The organism is Gammaproteobacteria bacterium (assembly GCA_035546635.1).
In the GTDB taxonomy this organism is placed as follows: Bacteria; Pseudomonadota; Gammaproteobacteria; order JAURND01; family JAURND01; genus DASZWJ01.
On record DASZWJ010000006.1, the window covers coordinates 73,802 to 99,382 of the forward strand.

20 protein-coding genes and 1 tRNA gene are annotated in these 25,581 nt (G+C 41.8%); 9 read left to right on the forward strand and 12 right to left on the reverse strand.

All coding sequences use genetic code 11. The features are described 5' to 3' along the window. Window positions 1–55 precede the first annotated feature (55 nt). Window positions 56–880 (forward strand): methyltransferase domain-containing protein, encoded by an 825-nt coding sequence (locus VHE99_01100; protein ID HVV67624.1) that lies wholly within the window; start codon window positions 56–58, stop codon window positions 878–880. Here VHE99_01100 and VHE99_01105 read toward each other — a convergent pair. The 3 genes from VHE99_01105 to VHE99_01115 all read right to left on the reverse strand — a co-directional run bounded on the left by VHE99_01105 (window position 852) and on the right by VHE99_01115 (window position 4,657). After that, window positions 852–2,144 carry an NAD(P)-binding domain-containing protein gene (locus VHE99_01105; protein ID HVV67625.1) on the reverse strand — a complete coding sequence of 431 codons (1,293 nt, stop codon included), beginning with the start codon at window positions 2,142–2,144 and terminating at the stop codon, window positions 852–854. The genes VHE99_01100 and VHE99_01105 overlap by 29 nt on opposite strands. A gap of 25 nt (window positions 2,145–2,169) precedes the next feature. After that, entirely contained in the window at window positions 2,170–3,501 is a 1,332-nt protein-coding gene (locus VHE99_01110) for a hypothetical protein (protein HVV67626.1), read from the reverse strand. A gap of 517 nt (window positions 3,502–4,018) precedes the next feature. Beyond that, complete coding sequence (locus VHE99_01115; protein HVV67627.1) at window positions 4,019–4,657, reverse strand: site-2 protease family protein; 639 nt, start codon at window positions 4,655–4,657, stop codon at window positions 4,019–4,021. Between the two features lie 144 nt (window positions 4,658–4,801). Here VHE99_01115 and VHE99_01120 point away from each other — a divergent pair, with 144 nt between their 5' ends. Then, on the forward strand, window positions 4,802–6,799 hold the full coding sequence (locus VHE99_01120) for an acetyl/propionyl/methylcrotonyl-CoA carboxylase subunit alpha (protein HVV67628.1): 1,998 nt from the start codon (window positions 4,802–4,804) through the stop codon (window positions 6,797–6,799). 37 nt (window positions 6,800–6,836) lie between these two features. Here the strand turns inward: VHE99_01120 and VHE99_01125 are convergent, their stop codons facing one another. The 3 genes from VHE99_01125 to VHE99_01135 form a co-directional block, all read right to left on the reverse strand. Beyond that, window positions 6,837–7,610, reverse strand: a complete 774-nt coding sequence (locus VHE99_01125; protein HVV67629.1) for a DUF3298 domain-containing protein — start codon at window positions 7,608–7,610, stop codon at window positions 6,837–6,839. Next, window positions 7,607–8,776, reverse strand: a complete 1,170-nt coding sequence (locus VHE99_01130; GenBank protein HVV67630.1) for an AAA family ATPase — start codon at window positions 8,774–8,776, stop codon at window positions 7,607–7,609. Before VHE99_01130 ends, VHE99_01125 begins: the two co-directional genes overlap by 4 nt. 199 nt (window positions 8,777–8,975) lie before the next feature. Continuing rightward, window positions 8,976–11,642, reverse strand: coding sequence for a hypothetical protein (locus VHE99_01135; GenBank protein ID HVV67631.1), 2,667 nt, complete (start codon window positions 11,640–11,642; stop codon window positions 8,976–8,978). A gap of 292 nt (window positions 11,643–11,934) precedes the next feature. Here VHE99_01135 and icmW point away from each other — a divergent pair, with 292 nt between their 5' ends. From icmW to VHE99_01150, 3 genes are read left to right on the forward strand one after another with little or no spacing between them, the layout of a single operon-like run. Further along, a complete protein-coding gene (icmW, locus tag VHE99_01140) occupies window positions 11,935–12,381 on the forward strand; it encodes a type IVB secretion system protein IcmW (protein HVV67632.1) in 447 nt (148 codons plus the stop codon). After that, window positions 12,378–12,848, forward strand: coding sequence for a hypothetical protein (locus VHE99_01145; GenBank protein HVV67633.1), 471 nt, complete (start codon window positions 12,378–12,380; stop codon window positions 12,846–12,848). Before icmW ends, VHE99_01145 begins: the two co-directional genes overlap by 4 nt. 14 nt (window positions 12,849–12,862) lie before the next feature. After that, entirely contained in the window at window positions 12,863–13,912 is a 1,050-nt protein-coding gene (locus VHE99_01150) for a hypothetical protein (protein ID HVV67634.1), read from the forward strand. A gap of 218 nt (window positions 13,913–14,130) precedes the next feature. Here VHE99_01150 and rfaD read toward each other — a convergent pair whose 3' ends face one another. The 6 genes from rfaD to dnaA form a co-directional block, all read right to left on the reverse strand. Beyond that, a complete protein-coding gene (rfaD, locus tag VHE99_01155; protein ID HVV67635.1) occupies window positions 14,131–15,078 on the reverse strand; it encodes an ADP-glyceromanno-heptose 6-epimerase in 948 nt (315 codons plus the stop codon). Window positions 15,079–15,270: 192 nt separating this feature from the next. Next, complete coding sequence (locus VHE99_01160) at window positions 15,271–15,897, reverse strand: SH3 domain-containing protein (protein ID HVV67636.1); 627 nt, start codon at window positions 15,895–15,897, stop codon at window positions 15,271–15,273. Window positions 15,898–16,052: 155 nt separating this feature from the next. After that, window positions 16,053–16,514, reverse strand: a complete 462-nt coding sequence (locus VHE99_01165) for an Hsp20/alpha crystallin family protein (protein ID HVV67637.1) — start codon at window positions 16,512–16,514, stop codon at window positions 16,053–16,055. Window positions 16,515–16,658: 144 nt separating this feature from the next. Beyond that, complete coding sequence (gene recF, locus VHE99_01170) at window positions 16,659–17,753, reverse strand: DNA replication/repair protein RecF (protein ID HVV67638.1); 1,095 nt, start codon at window positions 17,751–17,753, stop codon at window positions 16,659–16,661. A 2-nt stretch (window positions 17,754–17,755) separates the two neighbouring features. Then, the gene (gene dnaN, locus VHE99_01175; protein ID HVV67639.1) at window positions 17,756–18,862 is read right to left on the reverse strand and encodes a DNA polymerase III subunit beta; all 1,107 of its coding nucleotides are present in this window, start codon (window positions 18,860–18,862) and stop codon (window positions 17,756–17,758) included. Between the two features lie 36 nt (window positions 18,863–18,898). Continuing rightward, on the reverse strand, window positions 18,899–20,308 hold the full coding sequence (gene dnaA / locus VHE99_01180; protein HVV67640.1) for a chromosomal replication initiator protein DnaA: 1,410 nt from the start codon (window positions 20,306–20,308) through the stop codon (window positions 18,899–18,901). 301 nt (window positions 20,309–20,609) lie between these two features. On the opposite strand from dnaA, the gene pdxS reads away from it, so the two are divergent. From pdxS to VHE99_01200, 4 genes are all read left to right on the forward strand, one after another. After that, on the forward strand, window positions 20,610–21,500 hold the full coding sequence (gene pdxS / locus VHE99_01185; GenBank protein ID HVV67641.1) for a pyridoxal 5'-phosphate synthase lyase subunit PdxS: 891 nt from the start codon (window positions 20,610–20,612) through the stop codon (window positions 21,498–21,500). An 8-nt stretch (window positions 21,501–21,508) separates the two neighbouring features. Then, on the forward strand, window positions 21,509–22,114 hold the full coding sequence (gene pdxT, locus VHE99_01190) for a pyridoxal 5'-phosphate synthase glutaminase subunit PdxT (GenBank protein HVV67642.1): 606 nt from the start codon (window positions 21,509–21,511) through the stop codon (window positions 22,112–22,114). A gap of 110 nt (window positions 22,115–22,224) precedes the next feature. After that, a tRNA-Met gene (locus VHE99_01195) sits at window positions 22,225–22,301 on the forward strand. Window positions 22,302–22,536: 235 nt separating this feature from the next. Continuing rightward, window positions 22,537–25,359 (forward strand): hypothetical protein, encoded by a 2,823-nt coding sequence (locus VHE99_01200; GenBank protein ID HVV67643.1) that lies wholly within the window; start codon window positions 22,537–22,539, stop codon window positions 25,357–25,359. The last annotated feature ends 222 nt before the right edge of the window (window positions 25,360–25,581 follow it).

Below are 25,581 nucleotides of genomic sequence, written 5' to 3' on the forward strand. Positions count from 1 at the left end.
TCGGTAAGAACGATTGTTCCAGCCTATTTTAGCTACCAATTTTAGGAGCCTACAATTGAAAGATAAAATCGACACAGGTTTTAAATTTAAGGAATTTTGTTCGCTGGATGATAGCCCCATTGCAGATTATTTAATAAAATCTATGGATATCATGCTGTCACTTGCGTCAATTCAGCAAATTAAGAAAGAATCTATAAATCTTTTAAACCTGAAACCAGGGCAAAAAGTCCTTGAAGCTGGATGTGGGCTTTCTAATGAAGTAGAGCTTATGGCTGGGATGGTTGGAGAAGAAGGTAGAGTTATTGCAATTGATACTAGCCACAGAATGCTAGAAATAGCAAAGAGTCGGGTGAAATCCACTAATATCATTTTTCAAAATATGCCAGTTGAAGCTATTGAATACCCGGATAATTTTTTCTCTGCTTGTCATGCTGACAGACTTTTGGTGAGCCACCAAAACTACGATGAAATTTTTGTTGAAATGCTCAGAGTTCTTAAACCTGGAGGCAATATTTCAATTACCGACGTAGATGCGAGTACCCTAGTAATTACGCCATACACTAGCACCACCAAAATCGTGATTGACCAAATTTTAAGCAGTTTCGTCAATCCAACGATGGGTAGAAAACTACTTAATATTTTTAGCCTACACAACCTCCATGATATTAAGATAAGAGTCAATTTATCCACTATAGAGGATTTTAAAACCCTAGAAAAGATATTTGATTTTCATGCTATTCTTAAATCCTGTGTAAAAGAAGGAAAACTTTCTGAACAGGACGTAAATTTTTGGTATGACCTAATGGAAATGGCCAGTCAAAAAAAGCGATTCCTTTATTGTATAACCTTCTTTACCGTATCAGGGATAAAATCGGATTAAACAGTCTAATAGCTTTACCAAATTTTCTGCCACCAGAATTTTTTTCAATCCAAGTAACATCATTGAACCGTTTAATTATAGAATTTTCTGTTATATAGGTTGATCCGTAATCTTTCCAAGATTGTATTATAAACCGTTGTAATAGCGGACAAAGCATGATTTTTTTAGGTATTTTTTTCAAAGTATGATTATTAACTATCAATGTTGCTTGAATTAAACCAGCAAATAGTAAACCCCGAGTCATTTGAATGTCACATTTACTTACTGCAGAACCTGTTCCATCAAAATTTATTGGAAATCCACCCCTCAAAATCTTAGTATGAATATTATCAGAAAAAATGAAATCGAGATCATCTAACGGACTATTTATTTCATCGCGATTTACCTCTGTATATTTTTTTAATAAGGAATGGAATTCTTTATCTTGAGAAGAACAACTAATAAATACTTTATCATTCTGAATGATGTTTTCTAAATTTACGCCATTTAGTACATGTTTTCCGGCACAACCAAAAACATAATTAGAAAATTTTATGGTATCTTCAATACTATGCATCACCTGTGCACCCTTAATCGGAATATTTTTTTCCTTGTTGATGTCAAAAGTATATACTGTATGACCAAACTCCAATAATTTCTCTGTTACAGCACTACCAATAGCGCCTAACCCAATAACACCACAGGGAGATTTCATCTGCCTTAAGGGTAAATTTTTTTCTAATTTTTCCTCTATAGATTTTGCGATCATGAAAGATTCTACTTTCTGTTTTGCAGCACTCGACGCTACTTCAATTACGGGATAATTAACTGAATCCAACACGGCCAAGCCAGAACTGGTTTGTTCCACACCAATAATTTGATAATTTTCCAGTAAATTTTTTGGAACGCTTTTCAAGCAAGAGCCGCCATCATCCAATACGATTATATGGTCTATTTGATATTTACGCTGTTTTAATAGAGTCTCTACCTCATGCCATAAATGTAATATATCCAGATTAAAGCTTTCTTGAAAATGTCCTATTTTATAGTTAGGTAAGTTATTAATCACCCTAATTCCTTTTGTCGTTAATAAGCGAGATACCATAGAATTAGTAGAATATATTTTACCCATTAACAATATATTATTCGGATTAGCTCCTAAAGAGATCAATCCATCAAATAAGTCAATCGATGTGTAAAGAAGATGTTGAACACAAACAAATAAAGTATTTTTAAAAAGAAAATTTTTATTCACTAGAGATATTAGTGAATTGATAACCGGCATTGATGTCCATGCCGAGTTATCTATGCTAATTTCGGCTGATTCGTACACATCCTCTAAAAAATGGAGCATTGTCACAGGGAACCCTTTGGGAAAATTTATCAGAAAAAGCTAAAAATCGAGAATCTTGCGTTATTATCAATGAGCTACTATTTATCTCAGAATAAGAATCCACATCAGTATGAAAAAAATCATATTGGGTAGAAACAATAGAATCATCCTGGCTGAAGCTATGATATTTCATAACCGCTTGTGTAAAAATTTTTATAAGTCTCATCAACTCTCTAGCATCATCCATAATACTTGGAGGATTTCTCAAAAAAGGTGAGCCTTCAAGTATAGTAGGGTAAGATAATGAAAAATAAACTGGCTGATCTGCTTTTGTAAACTTTGCAGGTTGCATGATCGTGGGAAAATAATTTTTCAGCCCATAGATTTCAACGTAAATTCTTTGAATAAGCTCAACAGGTAGAGCAATATTGTTGGTGGCTGGCCTCAATGCAACAGTTGCGCCGTTTGCGATGGAAATTAAATGCTTAACCACATCAATAAGATACGGTCGTGGCTTTATATTCCTACTTCCCATTTCCTCTGAAAAAGAAGCCCATCTTAGTGAAGAGTCTATTGTATCTCTGAAGAGTTGCAATTGTTTCCAGCACAACACTAATAGAAATTTATAAAACTTCACTGTGTTTTTCTCAGTGTCAGTATTAACAAACCATTCATTAGTGAATATAAGAATTTCATTTTCCCATTCACTATTACTCTTTATAGCTATTTCTTTAAAAAAGTCGAATTGATCGCCCAAGTTTTTTGGAGCTGGAGCAGTGATATTTAACTCTTTTCGAATTCTATTATGACCAATTAAATCATTAGCTCTTGGCAATAAAAAAACTGTCTTAGCGCCAGCCGTAACGCTCCAAAGTGGTTCCGATGAGATCTGTGTAATTTGATTGAGCACTTCAAATACGCCAAATAAGTCACCTGGTATAAAAAAATTAAGTGGGACAACACGTTCTTGACTAGTTTCTGCAAAAACTTCGTTTGAGTTTGTTAAAGTTAAACAAAGGGGAATCGCTGGCCCAGCAATTTTTTTGCGCACATCGTCGTTTAAACTTGGGTCGCTCAGGCTAACTAGTTCTTTAGATTTCAAAGGTAGAGCAAATTTTCCTTTATCAACTATCTTTGCTCCATAGGGATACCTAGCTATAAAAAATGTGTGTTTAGGTCCAGGGGACATGTCATCGATGGCTTCAGCTAAACTTGGATTAATAGCTAAGATTCGTTCTCTAACAGAACTCCAGTTCACTTCCTCTACATTTAAATCGTCCATGTGAATTTGTTTAGAAGAACGTAACATAATGAAAAACTTTAGATTTTACCTATATAAGGTTTGTGGATATTTCAGAGAGGTTAAGCTAGCATATCTTTTATGACTATGCTTGCCCGTTAAACAAAAAATTGTTCAAACATCTATATATTAACTTGAATCCTCATGTCAATCCATAAACATTAACCAGGCTGTGTTATTTTTACACAAACCACTAAGTATAAAATTTCCCATAAAAACTTCTAAGATTAATTTTTATGCTTATTCCTTAAGATGAAGTGTTTTTAAGTTTTAAAAAATACTCAGTAAAATCAATTTTTTTCTACACCAATAGCCATCATGCATTGCATAAAAAACGTAAACATATATCGTCCCCGATATCTTAGATTTTAAATTGGTTATTGATTGTTCAATGCCTATGAAAGCTAGTTTAGTTTTCAAGTCATTATGGCTTAAATCACGCTTAGCAAGCTCCGTCTTCAAAACCTTCCTAGCGATCTTAGACTGAAGGGAATAGCCTCTTGTAGTAGGAAAAAGCTCACCGCTATCAGAGACCAAACAATCTAGCAACCATTTGACTCAAACCCATCACTGCCGGCCCCAATACAACTCCCAATAAACCAAACAAGATCAATACCAACAAAATAATGAACCCATAAGGCTCTATCAGACTATACTTTGCCGCCCATCGCGGCGGCAACAGACTAGATACGACCCGGCTGCCATCTAAAGGTGGAATGGGAATAATATTCAATAGCATTAAAATTAAATTGATGCCAATACCTATCTGACCCATCATCACCACCGCTTTAGCGCCAACCAACTCCCCAACCTTAGTCACAAGCGCCCACAATATAACCATTACCAGGTTAGCAAAAGGTCCAGCGATAGCAACCAACGCCGCATCCCGGCGTGGATGACGCAAGTTACGCCAGGTAATAGGCACAGGTTTTGCCCAACCAAATAAAAAACCGACCGTCAGCAATAATAATGCTGGAACAATAATTGTACCAATCGGATCAATATGCTTGATTGGATTAAGCGTCAATCTGCCCATCATGCGTGCCGTTTGATCGCCCAATCGACTTGCCACCCAGCCATGCGCCACTTCATGCACCGTAATAGCAAATAAAATAGGTATCGCGTAAATCAGAATAATCTGTAATAAAGATAGCGCTTGCGTCATAATTTCCTCTACAAAAACTGGTTTTATTGTAAAGTATTTGTAATTGCTGGGCTATTACTGAATATAAGCAATGGACATTTGACCTCTATTATCTGATTATTCAAAATGCTAACCAGCTCCATGCCAACTTTCAGAAGCAAATGTATGTTCAAAAAAATCCTTATTGCTAACCGCGGCGAGATCGCCTGCCGCGTGATACGCACTGCTAAACGGCTCAATATCCAGACAGTAGCCATTTACTCTAAAGCCGATCAACACGCGCTGCACGTCAAACTGGCAGATGAATCTTATTGCATTGGCGCTGCCCCCTCTAGCGAGAGCTATTTATGCGGCGAGGCTATCATTCAAGTAGCGCACAACGCACAAGCACAAGCAATACACCCAGGATATGGTTTTTTATCAGAAAATGCAGATTTTGCAGAACGCTGCACAGAAGCCGGCATTGTATTCATTGGACCGCCCGCAACTGCCATCCGCGCCATGGGCGAAAAAAACACCGCCAAACAACTCATGCAAAACGCCAATGTGCCAGTTATTCCCGGCTATCACCAAGCAGTTCAAGATGATACAACACTAAAACAAGCCGCTGCTACCATCGGTTATCCCGTGCTAATTAAAGCCGTAGCCGGTGGGGGCGGCAAAGGCATGCGAGTCGTTACAGACCCTGAAAATTTTATTGAAGCACTCAATGCTGCTCGAAACGAAGCCAAAGCCAGTTTCGGCGATGATCGTGTCCTATTAGAAAAATACCTGCAACACTCCCGACATGTAGAAGTCCAAGTATTTGCGGATGCCCACCAAAACGCCGTGTATTTATTTGAACGTGACTGTTCCCTGCAGCGCCGCCATCAAAAAATTATAGAAGAAGCACCCGCCCCCGGCCTCACCGCTGAACTACGCCAAGCCATGGGGCAAGCTGCCGTCAATGCTGCAAAAGCTATTCATTACCGAGGCGCTGGGACTATAGAGTTTTTACTGTCAGAAGAAGGTAGCTTTTATTTCATGGAAATGAACACCCGCCTCCAAGTCGAACATCCCATTACAGAAATGATTACCAGGCAGGATTTAGTGGAATGGCAATTACGTGTTGCTAATGGCGAACCCTTGCCCATTACCCAACAATCCGCATTATCACTATCCGGTCATGCGTTTGAAGCACGAATTTACGCCGAAGATCCGCAAAAAGATTTTATGCCATCAACCGGCAAACTCTCTCATCTAAAATTTCCCACTGAAAACGCTAACGTACGCATAGACACCGGTGTCACGGCAGGCGACAGCATCAGCGTGTACTATGATCCATTAATCGCCAAACTCATTACCTGGGATCAGAACCGAAGTTTAGCACTAGAACGTCTGCATCACGCATTGACAGAATGCCAAATTGTCGGCGTCACGACCAATCTGGCCTTATTAACAGCGATTACGACTCATCCCGCCTTTGCAGCTGCAAAACTTGATACCCATTTCATAGAACAGCATATGGATCAGCTGTTAGCACCCTCAAAACCAGTACCAGACTCACTCTTGGCACTGGCTGCGCTAGGCATATTGATCGAACAACAAACCACACAGAAATCTTCGATCGAAACTGCTTCTGATCCTCACTCACCTTGGTTTCAAAGTGACAGCTGGCGCTTAAATCTACCCGCAAAACATAGCATATATCTTAAGACCCAACAGCAGACTTTCAGCGTAACCCTGCAACTGCAAGAAGGCAAAGTAACAACTATCTCCGTTAATGAAAACACCCATACGATTGATGATTTTTCATCCCAGGGTAATGAAATCACTGCCGTATTCGATCAACAAAACATCAGCGGTACCTTAGTAACTGCCAATAGCCATCTACACCTATTCGCATTAGGCCAACATGTCGTGTTTAATTCTGCCAATCCTCTAACCACCGCCAAAGACACCGAACTCTCACAACGCATCACTGCCCCTATGCCCGGCGCCCTTACCGAAATTTTTGTGACCCAAGGCCAAACTGTCAAAAAAGGCGACCGCTTACTTACAGTGGAGGCCATGAAAATGCAGCATACACTTTATGCGTCTGCTGATGGTAAAGTTAAAGATATATTCTATAAACCTGGGGATTTAATTGAAGAAGGGATGGAGTTAATTTCTTGGGAAGATTGAGAAGAAGGGTCAAGTATTACCCCTTCCTCCTTCTCCCTTAATTACTCGGAGCAACACAACGCTCTGGATGATCCACACAGTGCATTAACCAAGGCGCCAGCGGCACTTCTTTCAAAACCTGATAGGGTACTGCCACTTCTATTGTACCGTAAACTCTTGGTGCGACTTGTGCTTCCTTAAAATGAATCAGGATATCTGCTGCCCGTAAATTCCAGACACTGAAATTTTCTGGGGTTGGCTCTAAGCCTGCTGCAAAAGGCTGAAGCTCGGGAAATTTTTGTTTTAACACAGTCTTTGAATAATCGGCAATGACACTACGATAACCTGAATGGGGTTCAAATAATTCACTCAAGGTTAAGGCTTTCCCGGTACTAAGATCATAGTTTAAAGTTAGCATCGCATGAACAGGGTGTGCCTGTTTTTCCATCATGGATTCAGATGTGAATAATACACTAATGATGTGATGCTCATCTGGCTTGCTCACATAGACTTGATAATTAATAGATAGATTATTGTGTTTAGATGATAAGAGATGCGCATCCTTTTTGAATTGTGCCACTTGTGACGCCATCATCGATTTCACCAATTGATTAAATGTTCCCTCATTTTCGGAAAGGCTGACGCCTTTAATTTGAGGATAGACTAAATCAATCCGCGTACCTTGTGATTTATCTTCCTGATGCGTTATTTCAGGAGCTATGGTCATATTATCATTCAGCTTTAAAGGTTGAGCTGTGCTTATTGCAAAAATCATCTGAGCATATAAAAACACCAAGCCTGCTATAACTATTAGTTTTATTTTTTTCATCATAATTTCCTCTCTGTAAAATAATGAGCAACACCTTGCTGCCAAGGATACACCATAACACCATCTAATTGCTTAGGGTAAGGATCTTTACTGAAACACACAGCTTCACAATCCCCAAAATCTCTAGCAAGCATTCTTAAATTACTGCAATCTGCATTTTGCACATTATTACTGCTTTTAATCTCAATAAAAAGTATTGGTTGACCCGGGCGTTCTACCACCAAATCAATCTCCGCCCCATCTTTAGTCTGCAGATATGAAAACCGATATTCTCGATGAAAATAATTCGCCAACTGTCTAGATTGTAGAATAATGAAATGCTCAAATATTTCACCATACGCGCTGGTTCTTTCTTGCAAAGGTAAAGATAATTGCGAGGTTAATGCTCTTACTACCCCCGGATCAAAAAAATAAAACTTAGGAGCTTTACTAAGACGTTTACGAAAAGAATGTTGGAATGCATTGAGGAAAAATCCAAGTAACGTATCTTCAAGAATTGAAAAATACTTTCCTACCGTTTTAGGAGTCACGCTTACATCCCGCGCAATATTGGAAAAATTAATTATTTTACCATTACTTTGTGCGGAAACTTCTAAAAAATGCCTGAATGCATCTAATTCACGCACAAACTGCGTTGCCCAAATTTCTTCTTTAAGATAGGTATTTGTATAGGCTTCCAAATACAATTGTTTTTTTTCATCGGAATCATAGCTAAGTATTTTAGGTAATAACCCCCAGCGCAATGCATCTTGCAATACAAATTGATCTTTTATTTCTATATAGGTAAAAGGAAATAAATAGTAGACAAAAGCGCGGCCAGCCAAAAGATTAGCTCCACCGTGGCGTAGCTGGCGGGCACTGGAACCTGTTAGTACAAACTTTTTGTCGGTGGTTTCAATCAAATCATGTACCACATCCAAAAGCTTTGGTAATTTCTGGACTTCATCAATAATAATATGCCGAATATGACCAGGAAGCGCTCGAACGATAGCGGCTAATTCATCAGGATTTCTTGCGAAATTTCTCTCTTCTCTAGGACTGAGCAAATTAAGATATAAGGCATCAGAAAACCAGGGTAACTCCTTCACTAAGGTAGTTTTGCCTGTAGCACGTGGGCCAAATAAGAAAAAACTTTCATCTTCGGGTAACTTTAAAAGTCTGTTTATCATAGAATCTAGGCTCTTTGGGCGACTATTTCAGTCATATGATACAAAATTGTACGCCAATTTAGTACTATATAGAAGAAATAGTCGCCCAGTGAGCCTAGGAAAAGGAGGGCGGGTATTCTATAAACCTGGAGATTTTATTGAAGAAGGGATGGAGTTAATTTCTTGGTAAGATTGAACTTAAAAAGTAATTGCACACATTCTAACCAATTCTTTTAGAATCCATACTTTTAGTCACACTTGTTTCATTCTCCTTCGAATCAGCCAAGCCTGGATTGCTTAGTACTCCAAAAAAACCATCTGCAAGCCAATATAAGGCCTTCCTGGCTAAAGGATTTACCTTTTCCCATTCTTTATCAGTATATTCACACATTTGTTTCATCGTTCTTTCTTGAGCGGGTGAAGCTCTCAATAGAAACGCCTGTAAGGGACTTTGTTTCCAGCCTCTAACATTTAAAGGAAAATTCAACACTTCAAGCCATGATTCTGAGGTGTAATCACCCAGATGATATATTATATTCAATGCTTGTATAAGCTTGCTCGAAGCTGCAGCATATAAAGGTGTTTCTCCCTTCCTGCCCCCCAGAGTCAATGGTGTGTTAATTGCTGTGCGCCAGGTTTCTGGGGTATAGCCACCCCGTCGATACATCTCAGCCAATACTCCAACGTTACCCAGATCAGCCGCAATGTGTAACGGTGTTTGCCCTGTATTGGGACCATGGGTCAGAGGCGTGTTAAGCATTGCCCGCCAGGTTTCAGGAGTATAGTTACCCAGCTGGTACATGACATCTAATGTTTGCTGCTGGTTGCCTATAATTGCTGCATATAAGGCTGTTTCTCCTGATTGTTCTCCCTGCGTCAACGGTGTGTTTATTGCTGTGCGCCAAGATTCAGGTGTATAGCTACCCCGTCGATATATCTCAGCCAATACTTCCGCGTGACCTTGATCTGCCACAATGTATAAAGGTGTTTTCCATCTATAAGGACTATAGGGCAGAGGCGTGTTAAGCATCGCTCGCCAGGTTTCAGGAGTATAGTTACCCAGCTGGTACATGACATCTAATGCTTGCTGCTGGTTTTTAATAATTGCTATGTATAAAGGCGTATCTCCTTGCCTATCCCCCACACTTAACGGTGTGTTTATTGCTCTGCGCCAAGTTTCAGGGGTATAGCCACCCCGCTGATACATCTTAGCCAATACTTCCGCATGACCTTGATCTGCCGCTATGTATAGAGGCGTTTGTCCTGTATAGGGAGGAGAAAAGACCACAGCCGCGTTAAGAATTTCTCGCCAAGTTTTAGGTGTATAGCCGCCTCTTCGATAGATTGTGTCTAAAACGAGATGATAGCCTTCAGTAGCTGCAATAAATACAGGCGATACTCTATTCGGCATATCGGCAATAGTCGCAATAGTCATACGCAATCTTTCTGGGGTATAGCATCGCTCGCATATCATTTCCAACATCTCATGCCGACCAAATAAAACGGCGGCAAAGATAGGTGTCTTGCCCAACGGTACCGGCGTTGAAACCGCTATGCGCAAATCATCAGCTGTATACTCGCCCACATCACACATGAGAGATAATAATCGCGTATGACCTTTTGAGACGATGATATATAAAGGTGTTCTCTGATTAAATTCTGTTTCTTCTATAGTGGTGTTAAATAGTTGACGCCATTCAGCTGATGTGATGTCTCCCTCAGGTATTTCTCTTAGCAAAAGAGTATGTAAGATGTTACGCAAAATAGCCTGAACATTAACGTTTAAGATTTCAATCTGATGAGCCAACATATATTCACGAGCTTCTAAATGAATGGGAGCAAACCAATCAGCTCGAACTTGATCTAAAGAAAAACCTGCTACTAACCCCATCGCTTGATGTTTATTTAATTCTCTTAACTCTTCGACTGTCCAACCCTTGGTGATCGCTTCAGCATGTGCAGGGCTTACCCAAGTTGCAAATAAATCCAAAAAGCTAAAACCCGCCTCCAATAAACTTAGTTTCCAAGACTCTAATCCTCTTAGTAATGCTTTAGCCAATAATGAATCAGAGCGAAGAAAAGCTATTATTTGTTCTGGTGCTTCCAATGCCAACAGTTCGTTTATGTCTTCGATACAATCTTTAATGGAGATTCTTCCTGCCAGAATTTCGCCACGTATCTGTAAAAATACCCTGCGCATATTGGTTTTGAGCAACGAAGCTTCTCCTGGCGGATCAGAATGTAATAGCGCCATATGAAAACTTGATAATTTTGAAGCCAGACTCGCTATTAAGGAATCCAGTTCTGCATTTCTTCCGGGATCAAAATCGATGATTTGCGAGGCATAGGGCGAAGGTGCTTTTAGTTCTGCTTCATTGGCTTTACGTAAATAATTTTTGCTGACACTAGCCTGGTGCGCGAGTTCGCTTGGAGAGAAATAGTTAAATATGTTAGAAAGTGGGCCGGCAGGGATTTCATTTATTCTAAAATTTGGTTCAGCTGTTGATTTTGCTTCCTTCATATCAGACGCAGGCTCGAGCTTTTCTTCGGCTAATAATTTTGGGTTTTCCTTCGATTTTTGTTTAGTTGATTCTATTGTTGATATATCAGCAGTTATTACGACCAGGAGGTCATAAATATTCTTTTTTAATCTAATATTCCAAATGCCTGTTGTTCTCCCATACAATTCGCTTAATTGTTTCTTTAATATTGAATAATGAGTCAATATTTCTGCCAATTTCATAGTGGAATCAGTAAAGGATGGGTCAATATCTAAATATAAATTTTTCCAATATTGATATTTATTGAGTAGGAAAGCATATTGTTTGCCTAGAGGAAGCGAATCAAATTTCGTATTTTTTTTATCTTTCTCTTCTAAAATGTTCATTTTTTATATTTCCTACACTTTTAGATACGAACGATGTACTGAATAGTTACAAAAAATCTAGAAAGACTTTTTGCTTCAGAAGTAGAAGTGGTATTAGATTTTTATTTAAAGGAATATGCTAGCAAATGAGCCTTAAAACTGTATTAAGCCTCCCATTTCCCGTTTTTAACGGCTGAAAAGCGTATTTTGGCTTTTTGTTGGTAATTTCAAAAGGTGCACTTAAGAAAACAATAAGATAAATTAGTGTATAATATAAAAAATTTAGTAATTCCTCACCCTGGAGCACTAACCTATGCCAGACCTAAGCCTGGAAGCCACACACCGTTTTTGGCATGACTATGAAGACCCCATTATTTACCGGGTCGTTACCTTCATGGAAGGGGTAGAAGAATGGACGCTGGATGGAAACCCAGAGTTTGAAGCCTCCATGACCCGCTTAGGTGAAGCGCTGGAAGACATTGGCGGCATCGACCTACAACGCGAAGATGATTTTATTAAACTGGCGGCTTACATCAAAGCCAGCCGCAACTTACGACTATTACAGTGCTTGGATACCGCACACCCGGGCGCTGCTTCAAAATTATTAATGCATGCTGAGAACACCAGCACCTCCAGCGACGATGTCGCCGGATTATTCTTACGTCGTAATATCGTATTTGAACGCTTGCGGTTACTGACACGTGTCTTTTCACCTGAAAGATTCGCCATGGTGACCAAGGTTTTGGAGGATAAAGAATGAAATCAGGTATTTTAGGTTTAGTATTGTTATTTACTGTCGTCTCAAGCTTTGCGCAATTAAAATGCGACGCTCCCGAGTATACTGAAAATCCAGTGATGCACGATGCGTGTGTCAACTTGCAAAAAGCCCTAGATGAAAAAATAAAAAACAAAATGGAGAAATTTTCCGAAGGCATCAATAAAGCGAGATCCCGCGTCAACGAAGCAAAACTGAACCAAGCCATCAGCAACGTACAAAGCACACCCCCCCAAGGCACAGCTGGAAATATACCCAACACGGCCGCGCCCGCCAACCCCGCGCCAGTACAACAAATACCACAACAACCAGCACCTGCAGTGAATTACCCAACGCAAACACCCACTGCTCCTGAAGCTGTCACTCCGCCAGCTCCCGCCCCTTCTTCACCGCCGGAGACAGCTCCAAATAAACCACAAAATTCCAAACCCAAAAACATCCCCTATTATTAAACGCAGGTTTTTTTATGAAAAAGCTTAAATTACCGATGATTAACTTAACACGCAAAGGTTTATTACTATCTTGTCTCTGCCTGGCAGCACCCTTATCCGCGCAAGCTGCAACGCTGCAGGATCTGGTGAATGCCATTAATGACTTTCAGGAAGGCGCCCTAGACGTAGTTGAAAACACCATCAAAAACTATCTTGGTCTTTTGTATGAAGAAAACCCCACCTATCCCGCAACAGTTGCAGGCAACACCGCTGTAAATGAAGATGTGAAAACTAAAGTGCAAGACAGCATCAATGAGCAAGCACTACCTCAGATTAAAGAAGCACTGACTCGCCAAAATGAAGACAAACGAAGCATTATCCTGTCTTCTCTGCCTGCCAGTGACAATCAGCCCCAATCCACCAACGCTTCTTCTACGAATAACCCTGCCCCAGTGTCAGGAGGCGCAAACCAGAAAGAAGAAACTAAAGCCCCTGCAGGTGACCTCAACTTTGACGTAGGTTCATTATTATCGAAGCTATCTTACCCAGATGATGATGCTAAGAAAAATGCACAAAACTATATTCAATTTATCACCAGCTTGGCTGACCCCGTTTCCACTGTCAATATGACCACTCTGACTCCAGAACAACGTCGTTTGCTACAGTCTTCAACGGTAGGCCGCTACTATGTGCGCTACGTGCGCTCTGTGGTCGCCGCCCGTTCCATGGCAGTTAATAACTTGCTGAAAATGTATGCCGAACGCTTACCACAAGAAGGTTTAGGCAAACTCGCCGGCATGAAAGAAAAAGATGCAAGTCCCTTGGAAGTCAGAGCCTGGCTCGCTACCCGCCGTACGGATAATAAAGGCGACTGGTACCAACAAATGGCCACCGCTTCTGACTCTACCGTGCAGCGGGAAACATTAAATGTCCTGGCTGAAATTCAACGTCAAAACTATGAAGCACAAATGCAGAATGAACGCATTTTAGCGACGCTTTCGGTAATGGTATTACAGAATATTCAAGCGAATAAGACTGCGGATCAGGCTAAAGAAGCGCAGATTGGGAAATTATTGAAAGAGTAACTTAATTTCTCTGTCCTTGTGCGTAGTTGACTCACCCTTTGAAAAAATATTGTTGCAAAAATATCTATGCCTCGTGGGGCATAGGGGTTAGAGTAAGCACTGTAGCCCCCTCTCCCACAAGGGGAGAGGGGAGAGGGGAGAGGGGAGAGGGGAGAGGGGATACAGTACTAGTTGGAGTCTATTTATGTAACAAGCCCTTTGAAAAAGGGGGATGAACCTCAGCCCTCTTCCAACCAATCAAGATAAGCCTTAACCCCCTCTTCCACCGAACTGAATTTTTCCTGATAACCCGCCTGTCGCAAAGCACTAATATCCGCTTCGGTATAACTTTGATAGTGACTCTGCAGGTGTTCAGGAAATGGAATATATTGAATTTTCCCTTCCCCATGCCATGCCAACACCGCGTTAGCTACGTCATTGAAGGTTTGGCTACGCCCGGTACCAACATTAAAAATACCTGATTTATCTGGATTATCCAAAAACCACAAATTGACCTTGACCACATCGTCTATAAATACAAAATCACGCCGTTGATCCCCTGGACCATAACCGTCTGATCCTTCAAACAGTCGTACTATTCCATCTTTACGCAATTGGTTGTTTAAATGAAAAGCCACGCTGGCCATAGAACCTTTATGCTGCTCCCTTGGACCATAGACATTAAAATAACGCAATCCAACTACCTGACTTCTGATGCCTGGGAGCATAGCCCGCAGGTATTGGTCAAATAGAAATTTTGAATAGCCGTAGACATTGAGCGGTACTTCATACTGAATATCTTCTTTAAACACCTGGCTATTGCCATAGACTGCGGCGCTTGACGCATAAAATAAGGGAATTTTGTTTGAGAGCGCAAAATGCAATACCTTTTTGCTATATTCATAGTTATTTTTTAGCATCCACTGCCCATTCCACTCGGTCGTTGTGGAGCAGGCACCCTCATGAAAAATTGCCTGCACATGCACGGGAAAATGTTTTTCTCCCTGGATATACGGCAGAAAATCATCCTTGTCCATGTAGTCGGCAATAGCACAATCCACAATGTTGGTATATTTATGACCATCCGTCAGATCATCAACCACCAAGATATCCTTATGACCACGTGCATTTAAACCACGCACAATGTTACTACCGATAAAACCCGCACCACCCGTTATGATAATCATTGTTATGCCCTCATTTCTTTATTGTAAGCCTAGAACTAAATCCGCCTATCCTCTGGGCATATGGTGCCAGGTTCCCCCTCCCCTGGGGGGCTAGGGTATGCACACATCTTTCCTTAGTTTGGAAGCTAAGGAAAGATGTGTGCATACCCTAGCCTGGTGGGAAGGAGAGCTAAGACTGTTTCTCTACAATCTCTAGCTAACCTGTGGCGCTGATGGAGCATTAGTGCCAGACTGTGATTCTGAAGCTGGAGCTGAAGGCGCCGCCGTTTTAGCCTCCGGCGAAATAATAACAGTTTGTCCCGGCAATACCCAAGGTCGTGAAGTCTGCTGATTCAATTGACGCAGCAAGGCATTAAAATTAACCACGCTTTGATTGAAAAGTTGGTCAAAAACCTGCTGAAGTTCTGCCTGCCGATTTTGCAGATTCTGCATTAACTGTCCAAGTTGTTTCTCATCCAGCTGTTCATTGCCAGAATATTGAATCACTTGCGAGCTATTTTTATTGGGGGTATTCGTGCTTTGGGTGATGGTCTTAACATAAACTCGATTCTGAGCAGGTAAAGTTTCATTATTAATCCATCCCACCTGGCCATTAGTCGGGTCAGCGACTTTTAGCCAATTGCCTTGGCTGAAAATAGGAATCAACGCGCGACCAGGTGTGATTGCCTCAATCACCTTAGATTTTGCATCCGGCTGTTCATACAGTGAAATATTTGCGGCAGGTGCAGGTGGTGCAACTTCTTTTGATTCTGATTGCGCATACCCAAGCCCCATAAAGGTGGCTAAAAATATCAGTACTGCGCCGATAAATTTCTTCATGGTTTCATTCTCCGAGAGATTGCGTTTAAGTTAGGATGCCGCCACACGCGTACACTACCTATTTTCGCCGCATGACTTAAGAGTACGACCAACTCACCCGCTTTTAATTTTACAGACCAGTCGTCGCACTCCCAAGATCAAGAACTGCTCGGCATCTATTTTTCTTTTTCTGCCTTAACAGTGATTTTACGTGGCTTGACTTTTTCTTTTTTAGGAATAGTCACGTTTAACACACCATGTTTAAACTCCGCCTTAATCCCATCTTCATCGGCCGTATCCGGCAAACTAAAACGACGATAAAATGTCCCTGAAGAACGTTCTATACGAAAATAACCACTTTCCTCAGTTTTAGCCTCAGTTTCTCTATGCCCTTTAATAGTCATAACACCATTTTCCATAGTGACATCCAAATCTTCTGGTTTAACGCCAGGCAAATCCGCCATAATCAGAAAATGGTTAGATTCTTCTTTAATATCTACGGCAGGGATCCATTGACCCGTGGCTATTTTAGAACTATCCCCCCTCATCGAAGGACGATTATCAAACAATTGTGCTAAATCAGTCTGTAATTGATTCAACACATTCCATGGATCATAACGAACAACATTCGGTTGCATAATTTATTCTCCTTTGTGTAGTGATAAAATTGTGAAGTATACGAGTCCTAATATTAGGGTGTTATACTGCTTTTTCAAGCGCTGAGTTCACTCTCTCCCATGTCTGTGACCATACAGAATCTCTTTGTAATGGCAAGTGCATATCTACAATGATTTCAACACTTCAACAGCAATCTTCCCTTGTTCCACGTGGAACAATCTAGATTCGCAAACTTGCTCCAGCTCAACTAACGCCTGCCTATCAACACCTGTAACAAATACTTGCGCATCAATTTCACTCAACACTGAAGCAACCCGATGTCGACTCTCAGTATCCAGCTCAGCCGCCAAATCATCCAACAAATAAATACAACGCTTACCCGTCTGTTGTTTCAACAAAATACCTTGTGCCAAATGCAGCGCATATACCACCAATTTTTGCTGGCCTTGCGAGAGTATATCTTGAGCGGGCAATGTCCTATCCACACGAATTAATAAGTCAGCACGATGCGGACCATACTGGGTATAACCTAATTGCAAATCCCGAGATAAAGATTTCTCCAACACCTCATTTAAACCCAATGATTCATCCCATCCCGATTTATATTGCAACGAAACCGCACTACCTGCAGTTAAAAATTCCTGAATAATCCTAGAAAAAACCATGGTGAGCTCTGCCACATAAGCTTTGCGCTGCTGATGCAAAACTTGCGCAGCCACCTCCAATTCAGCATCCCACAATCGCACCAGCGTATGACTGGCGTGAGATTTAAGCGCCGCATTGCGCTGCTTCAATGCCCGTTGCGCATGTTGCCACGATTTAAGGAAGGTAGGTTCCACGTGGAACAATCCCCAATCAATAAATTGCCGTCGCAGCTTAGAACTGCCCAACAATAAGAAGCGGCTATCTGGATTTAATAATTGGAGAGGTAACAGACGTGTCACTTCGACAATAGAGCGTACATTTTCTTGCGCAATGCGTATGCGGCTATCACCATTGATATGACGCTCCATACCTACCGGCAATAGCTGACTTCCACATTGGATTTGTGAGAATAAAGAAAAATGCGTTGCACCGTGCTGAATAATGCGAGAATGTAAACGACTGCGAAAAGAACGGCCTAATCCTAGAAAGTAAATGGCTTCTATCAGGCTGGTTTTACCACTACCATTGGCGCCATAAAATAAATTAAACCGTTCAGCTGGGTGGAGTTTAACATCAACAAGATTACGTACATTGTTAACCGCAAGCAGCGTCAAACTCATATTTGCAAAGGCATGATTAAAAACAAACTATCTTCATTATTAGCTTCTTCCATAAACATACGGCTGTTGGCATCGAGGAAGGTCAATTTAATCTCGCCGGTGTTAACCGTATTCAGCACATCGAGTAAATAAGTGACATTGAAAGCAATTTCCATATCCTCACCATCATAGTCGACAGTCAACACTTCTTCGGCTTCTTCTTGCTCGGGATTGTTAGCCAGTATATGCAATAAATTACTGCGCAACTGTAAACGCACCGCCCGGACTTTTTCATTGGATAAAATCGCCACTCGCATCAATGCTTCGCGTAGCGCATCGCGATCGACCGCCACAAATTTTCCCGTAGTTTTAGGCAATACCCGTTCATAATCCGGGAAACGACCATCAATCAACTTAGAAGTAAAGGTAAATGCCTCACCGCGGACACGCAGATGATTTTCACCTACTACAGCGACGACCTCAGATGCTTCATTTTTAAGCAAACGCAATAACTCCATCACGCCTTTGCGCGGCATAATGACTTGGGTTTTTTCTTGTCCGGCCAGGGGGGTTGCAATGCTAGTCATAGCAAAACGGTGACCATCGGTAGCAACGGTGCGCATTTTGCCTTCTTTGAGTTCAAACAGCATACCGTTTAGATAATAACGCACATCTTGTTGCGCCATGGCAAAATGCGTGCGTTGCAATAAATTGTTGAAATGTTTTTGCTCAACGCTGAATTCCAGATTAGTCTGTCCTTCTTCAAACGCCGGGAAATTTTCCACCGGCATCGTCGCCAGAATAAAGCGGCTGCGACCCGAGCGCACAATCAATCGTTCCTTGTCCTGGGATAAATCAATTTGGACTTTTTCTGGTAAAGTTCGGCAAATATCTAGTAATTTTCGCCCGGAAATGGTGATCTGCATGGGCTCCTTAACCGGCGCCTCCAAACGTGAGCGCCCAATCAGCTCAATCTCAAGATCAGTGGCGGTAACCGATAGCACATCATCTTCTACCGTCAGCAATACATTAGCCAATATCGGCATAGTTTGGCGGCGTTCAACTACGCCAATAACTAATTGCAAGGGTTCAAGCAATGCTTCGCGTTGAATAGTGAGATTCATAAATCTTAACCTTTTAATGTTAATGTAATTAGCGAATTACGTAGATAACACCCGCAACAAACTCATATAATCCTCTTTCAAACCCACCTCAGAGGCAATTAAATCTTTAATCGTGCGGCAGGCATGTAGCACGGTGGTATGATCGCGTCCATTAAAAGCATTGCCGATTTCAGGCAGACTGTGGTTGGTCAATTCCTTAGCTAGCGCCATCGCCATTTGTCTTGCGCGCGCTAAAAACCGCGTGCGTCGCTTAGACAACAAATCCACGAGCTTGATTTTATAATAATCCGCCACCGTTTTCTGTATATTTTCGATAGAAACTAACTTCGCTTGAACAGCCAGCAAATCTTTCAAAGCTTCACGGGTAAAATCCAGTGTAATCGGCTCACCAGTAAAATGCGAATTCGCAATCACCCGCTTCAACGCACCTTCCAACTCCCTGACATTAGACTGAATCCGCTTAGCAATAAAAAACGCCACTTCATTCGGCAATTCAATGCGCGATTGCTCAGCTTTAGTCATTAAAATAGCCACTCGCGTTTCCAATTCCGGCGGCTCTATTGCCACAGTTAAGCCCCAACCAAACCGCGACTTCAAACGTTCCTCAAGACCACTAATTTCTTTAGGATAACGATCACAAGTCAGTATGATCTGATGCTGCGCATCCAACAAAGAATTAAATGTATGGAAAAATTCTTCCTGAGAACGCTCCTTGCCCGCAAAAAACTGAATATCATCAATCAATAAAGCATCCGCCGAACGGTAATAACGCTTAAAATCATTCATAGCATTACGTTGCAAGGCTTTAACCATATCAGCAACAAAGCGTTCTGAATGTAGATAAAGCACTTTCGCATGAGGTTTTTTGGCTGAAATATAATTTCCTACCGCCTGCATCAAATGCGTTTTCCCCAGTCCCACACCCCCATAAATAAATAGCGGGTTATAGGCAATTCCGGGATGGTCAGCCACTTGCATCGCCGCTGCACGTGCCAATTGATTGGATTTACCTTCAACGAAATTATCAAAATTAAATTGCGGATTGGGTTTGTTCGGCGCACCCTCACCAAAACTTTTGGGAACTGCAGCGATGGCAGCTGCCGGCAAGTCTGTGTGAGTTGCTGGCATCACTGGAACTGGACGTTGATTACTGCCAATCTGCAAGCGTACGGTTAATTGCGCATCAGGACTATATTCATAAATACAACGCGTAATGCGCTCAATGAATTTATCATTGATATAGTCCATAACAAAACGATTAGGCGCCAACAATAGTAATTCACCTTGCGCCATTTCAATTTGCAGCGGACGGATCCAGATATTAAATTCATCTGGCGAAATTTCACTTTCTAAGTGATCCATGCACTTTTGCCAGAGCGCGATTGCTTCCACTAATGTATTCCTCAAATCTATAATTGTAACCACTTGTCCTGCAGCTTGTTTCATAAATCAAAGCTATCATCTCGCTCAATAAGAGCCCATGGATAATATTCGGGATAAGTGACCCATGCTTTTCTTATCCATTCCCGTTTTCGTGTTTTGCTAGCTTTTGATGTCGAAAATTTTTCATCACCCATCATTCTCTAGCCTCATTCAAATTTAAACTAACTTAATCTCGTAGCCTTCTTTACTTGAAGCGTTCCCGCGATTGCAAATTCCTATCCCAGTCAATAACATGATACAATATGTCCCCCATAATTAACAGGCAGTAAAACTCTGCCCTTGACCCAAAAGAGGTACCCGTTTTATGAGTTTATTCAGCAATGAATCGTGGAAAATAAAGGTAGGATTGGCCGAAATGTTAAAAGGTGGCGTTATTATGGATGTCACCACCACCGAACAGGCAGTTATCGCTGAAAGCGCCGGCGCCTGTGCCGTAATGGCGCTAGAACGAGTGCCTTCCGATATCCGTCGCATGGGCGGCGTGGCGCGTATGGCATCACCGAAAATTATCCGCGACATCATGGAAGCCGTTTCCATTCCCGTCATGGCCAAAGCCCGCATCGGCCACTTTGCTGAAGCACAGATTCTACAAGCCCTAGAAGTTGACTTCATTGATGAAAGTGAAGTCTTAACCCCAGCCGATGAAGAAAATCACATTAACAAACATAAATTCCGCGTACCTTTCGTCTGCGGCTGCCGCAACTTAGGTGAAGCCCTGCGCCGCATCGCCGAAGGTGCCGCCATGATCCGCACCAAAGGCGAAGCCGGCTCCGGCAACGTCGTAGAAGCCGTACGCCACATGCGCACCCTCATGAGCGACATACGCAAACTTACCGTCCTCGATCCCGAAGAACTACCCACAGCCGCCAAAACCTTAGGCGCCCCCTTAGAACTCGTATGTTGGGTCGCTGAACACGGCAAATTACCCGTACCTAATTTCTCCGCCGGCGGTATTGCCACACCTGCCGATGCCGCATTAATGCGCCAACTGGGTGCTGAAACCGTATTCGTCGGCTCAGGCATTTTCAAATCCAGCGACCCCGAAGCCCGCGCCCGCGCCATCGTCACCGCCACCACCCATTACGATAACCCACAACGCCTACTTGAAGCCTCTGCTGAATTAGGCGAAGCCATGCCAGGATTGGACATACGCTTATTAAGAGAGGAAGAATTGCTACAAAATCGCAGCGAGTAAAGAAAGACATGAGCATCGGTATATTAGCGCTGCAAGGGGGTTATGCTGCACATGCACAAATGCTGACCAACCTGCAAACCCCTTGGCATTACGTACGTACACCTTCCGAATTAACAAAAGCGCAGGGTCTAATTCTACCCGGCGGCGAAAGCTCCACCATGCTGAAACTCTTGCAGGAAACCGGCCTATTTCACGCCATCAAAACTAAAGGTCAGCAAGGGCTACCGCTATTCGGCACCTGCGCCGGCGCTATTCTGCTGGCACGCTACGTCTTTGCCCCCACACAACCCAGCCTAGAACTAGTAGACGTCACCATCCAGCGCAACGCCTATGGCCGGCAATTATCCAGCCATATCACCTACGGCACCTGCAAACTCAAAACTGAACCTTTAGAGATGTTCTTTATCCGCGCACCACGCATCAGCACCGTCTGCTCCTCCGTTGAAGTCCTCGCCACCTGCGACAATGAACCCGTCTGCGTGCAGCAAAATCACTATTTGCTGGCGACGTTTCATCCTGAATTGACAAATGATACTTGCCTGCATCAGCATTTTATCAACCAAGTGAATCAAGTATCTGAAGCGACAACCATGCTACAAGGCTCAGCATTGTAAACTCTCGTAAGGGAATACCCTTTGGTCACCACAGAGACGTTTCAACCCTTGCCTATTTTACATTGACAATCAGCCACCAGTCCGCCAAAATAACCAGTTCAACTTCCTTCGGCTATGTAGCTCAGTTGGTTAGAGCGCGGCACTCATAATGCTGAGGTCGGTGGTTCAAGTCCACCCATAGCCACCAATGAAATCGATATTCTATCAATAAAAACAGGGTTAATTCATGGATTCGAGGGACATTGTTGTCTAATCCCCTTGATTGTCATTCCTGTGAGTGCAAGCGGTTCGTTCACAAAATTAAAAGCAGGCGAGCCACCCGCGCGCTCAGGAAGAATAGCAACCGAGTGAATGTGAATTATTCAACAATCAACTTGACGCGAAAGGTTTAAATCTAAATGAAGCTAAATTAAAGGTATTATATGCAGACAACGGCAGGTGAAAAATCCATAGAACTTGGTGAACATAAAGACACTGAAAGCCCTACCCCTACTCCCACACAACCAGCGCTTCCTGAAAAACAACTACTCACTTCAACTATAACTCCACTTGAAGTTTTAGAGCCTCCAACTAAAATCCAAAAACCTGATGCTACTTCCAAAACTCTTGCTGATAAAAAGGAAATACGAAATCCAAAATCTGCTTATGAATTAGGGAAAACGCACTTTCTACTTGCACAAAAGGCAACAGATCAGACAATCAAAGCAAGTGAATACCTACAAGCTTTCGCAGCCTTCGCTGCCCACCAAGAGCAATATGCGCCTGCTCAGATCGCTTTAGGAATACTATTTCTAAAAAAAGACTTTCCTTATCGAGATGAAAAAGTAGCAAAGAATTTTTTCGAATTAGCCGCAAACCAAAAAAATAAAAAAGGTCTATATCATTTAGGACTTTGTTTCGAAAATGGCATAGGATGTGAGCCAACAATAAAAATAGCTACAATGTATTATAAGCGTTCAGCTGCTAAAGGTTATGTCCCCGCCAAACAGAAGTTAAAAAATCTTGGAATAACCCTCAAGAAGCCAGCACTTGAAAAGAAACTAGCTCAAATTGTAGGCTCAGGGGATCTTACCTCTAATCTCGATGAATCAAATCCAAAGCTTATCTACGAAAGTGGAAAAATACATCTTGCGCGTGCCCAAAAAGCAACCGATGAAACCATCAAAAACAATGCATATGCAGAGGCGTTTGCAGCTTTTCAAACTGCTGCAGATAAACATCAATATGTACCCGCCCAGATTGCTTTAGCGCAATTGTTCTTAGAAAATGACTTTGTTTACCGTGATGAAAAACAAGCAAGAAACTATTTCCAATCCGCAGCTGATCGAGGCGATGGAGAAGGTTTATATCATTTAGCTCGTTGCTTTGAAAGAGGGATAGGAGGCAATCAAAATAAAGAGATAGCCGCTGACTATTATCAGCAATCAGCCGCCAAAGGCTATGCGCCCGCCAAAAGTAAATTAGAATCTCCACCCAGTATCGAATTATTAGATCTCAAAACATCTCAAACTGAAAACAGTGAAGCTGATTTAGAACCTCTACCACCCATCTCCGCTACCCCTGTTGCTACTGAAGAAGACGAAGAAGAGGAGAATGACGAAGAGGAAGAATACGACGAAGAGGAAGAAGCTGACGAAGAAGAAATCGTCGAAATAAAAGCGGCTAGCAAAGATGAAAAAAAGAGCAGCACCAAATTAGCAGAAGGTTTAATGGAAAACCACTTTCAAACAACATCTCCTATATCAACTAACTTATACTCTAAAGAATTAAACGATTTTGATGAAGAACCCGAAGAATTAAAAGCTAAAAAATTAAAGCCCGAAGATATAAAAAAACCTCCCCTACTGAAAGCTTCAGTGCAAGTGGGGATTAATTTTTATACGGCATGGGGTCAAGACTTTGAAAAAACTGCCCGCTACTATGAAGCAGCGATTGTTAAGAACGAAATAACACCAAGAATCCTAAACGACTTAGGAGAATGCTATTTATATCATGGCGTTAAATCTCTTATAGACTGGACACCACAGCAATTATTCTCTGAGGCTTCAACTTTAGGAGCTTCCTCAAACAGCTGGAAGCATGAAGACTATAGCGCTATAAAGCATACAATTCTTATCAATTTAGGCTATTGTTATGAAAAAGGCGTGGGATTTGGGGGGCTTGAAGGTTATGTACATGATAGACGGCAAACTGCTTTGGATATCTATAGAAAAGCTCAAAAATCTCTTTCTCCACAAGCCCATGAAGCTGTGTATAGATTGGGTCGTTGCGAGGAGGAGTTTGGTCACCCTGAATGGGCTATTCGCTACTATGAAGAATATCGAGATCAATTTCTGTATAAACATAGAGAAAAATTTGCCAAAGCTGAGTACAGATTAGGTTGTGTCCATGAAAAAATTGCCGAGAAAATGGAAGAGAAACGCGCGCTTAGACAAGCCAAGGGTATCAAACAATCTGCACCTACAAAAGAGGAATTGCAGGAAATAAAACAAGAAACCTCTGAGATACAGGAACATTTAGCCTTGGCTTTTGGCTATTATAAAAGAGCTTGCGAGCGTCCACTTTTCAATAACTATGATGACAAGGAATTTACTCGTATATCTGCAAAATCACACAATGCGCTGGGTGAGTATCATTTACGAAGAAGAGGTGAACCTCAAGATTTGAAGGATAATGATAAATCAAAGACAGTAACGGCAAAACTACACGAAGCATTAGAAAAAAATCTTTGGCTAGCAGTAGAACATTTTCGAAATGCAGCGCAAGCTAATGATCCTAAAGGGCAGTGCAATTATGGTTTATGCTATCTCTACGGAGTTGGTAGTTTTCATGAAAAAAACCTTGAGAAAGCTATTCGCTATTTTACTTTATCTGCGCGTCAAGGCTGCAAAGAAGCCATAGAACAACTGGAAAAATGTTATGAAAAAGGCATTCATGTCCCCATAGATTTTGAGATGATGAACCACTTACATAGATTAGCAAAAGTGTCAGAAACAGCAGCCAGAGCAAGGCAAGTCAAGGAATTGCTGTTAAATTATCGGCAGCCAAAACCGTCTACCAAAACCAGCACCTCTCATTCCAGCTCCAGTAGTTCTAGCAGTTCCAGCTTTTTTCCGTCAACACAGGCTTCTGCTCCTTCTACCTCCTCGACTTCTGTACCTTCAACAGCCTCTACACGCTTAGAAGTAAAAAAGAGAGAACTTCTCAAACCGGAGGTAACAACAACCACACTCCTGCCTTCATGAAAAAAATTAAAAATTTCGCACGTCGTCCCAACATCCAGGCCACAAGGATGTAAAACTAATGAAACCTCACCCTCTTTGAAAAAATGGGTGAGAGTTCATTTATTCAACAATGTCCTTTGCGGAACAAGGATTTATCCCTTGAAATATATTGCGACATTGTCATATTTATTGTGAAGTACCCAAGGAAGTCCCCTCAGGCGAATCTGAGAAGAGCTGTGGAAA

What these genes read in the sequence shown, in the direction of transcription:
- rfaD (HVV67635.1), bottom strand. Translation starts at nt 15,078, where the DNA reads ATGATTATCATAACGGGTGGTGCGGGTTTTATCGGTAGTAACATTGTG.
- VHE99_01130 (HVV67630.1), bottom strand. Translation starts at nt 8,776, where the DNA reads ATGATAAACAGACTTTTAAAGTTACCCGAAGATGAAAGTTTTTTCTTA.
- VHE99_01200 (HVV67643.1), top strand. Translation starts at nt 22,537, where the DNA reads ATGCAGACAACGGCAGGTGAAAAATCCATAGAACTTGGTGAACATAAA.
- VHE99_01135 (HVV67631.1), bottom strand. Translation starts at nt 11,642, where the DNA reads ATGAACATTTTAGAAGAGAAAGATAAAAAAAATACGAAATTTGATTCG.
- VHE99_01145 (HVV67633.1), top strand. Translation starts at nt 12,378, where the DNA reads ATGAAATCAGGTATTTTAGGTTTAGTATTGTTATTTACTGTCGTCTCA.
- VHE99_01120 (HVV67628.1), top strand. Translation starts at nt 4,802, where the DNA reads ATGTTCAAAAAAATCCTTATTGCTAACCGCGGCGAGATCGCCTGCCGC.
- dnaA (HVV67640.1), bottom strand. Translation starts at nt 20,308, where the DNA reads ATGAAACAAGCTGCAGGACAAGTGGTTACAATTATAGATTTGAGGAAT.
- VHE99_01105 (HVV67625.1), bottom strand. Translation starts at nt 2,144, where the DNA reads ATGCCGGTTATCAATTCACTAATATCTCTAGTGAATAAAAATTTTCTT.
- VHE99_01115 (HVV67627.1), bottom strand. Translation starts at nt 4,657, where the DNA reads ATGACGCAAGCGCTATCTTTATTACAGATTATTCTGATTTACGCGATA.
- icmW (HVV67632.1), top strand. Translation starts at nt 11,935, where the DNA reads ATGCCAGACCTAAGCCTGGAAGCCACACACCGTTTTTGGCATGACTAT.
- VHE99_01160 (HVV67636.1), bottom strand. Translation starts at nt 15,897, where the DNA reads ATGAAGAAATTTATCGGCGCAGTACTGATATTTTTAGCCACCTTTATG.
- dnaN (HVV67639.1), bottom strand. Translation starts at nt 18,862, where the DNA reads ATGAATCTCACTATTCAACGCGAAGCATTGCTTGAACCCTTGCAATTA.
- pdxS (HVV67641.1), top strand. Translation starts at nt 20,610, where the DNA reads ATGAGTTTATTCAGCAATGAATCGTGGAAAATAAAGGTAGGATTGGCC.
- VHE99_01150 (HVV67634.1), top strand. Translation starts at nt 12,863, where the DNA reads ATGAAAAAGCTTAAATTACCGATGATTAACTTAACACGCAAAGGTTTA.
- pdxT (HVV67642.1), top strand. Translation starts at nt 21,509, where the DNA reads ATGAGCATCGGTATATTAGCGCTGCAAGGGGGTTATGCTGCACATGCA.
- VHE99_01125 (HVV67629.1), bottom strand. Translation starts at nt 7,610, where the DNA reads ATGATGAAAAAAATAAAACTAATAGTTATAGCAGGCTTGGTGTTTTTA.
- VHE99_01165 (HVV67637.1), bottom strand. Translation starts at nt 16,514, where the DNA reads ATGCAACCGAATGTTGTTCGTTATGATCCATGGAATGTGTTGAATCAA.
- VHE99_01110 (HVV67626.1), bottom strand. Translation starts at nt 3,501, where the DNA reads ATGTTACGTTCTTCTAAACAAATTCACATGGACGATTTAAATGTAGAG.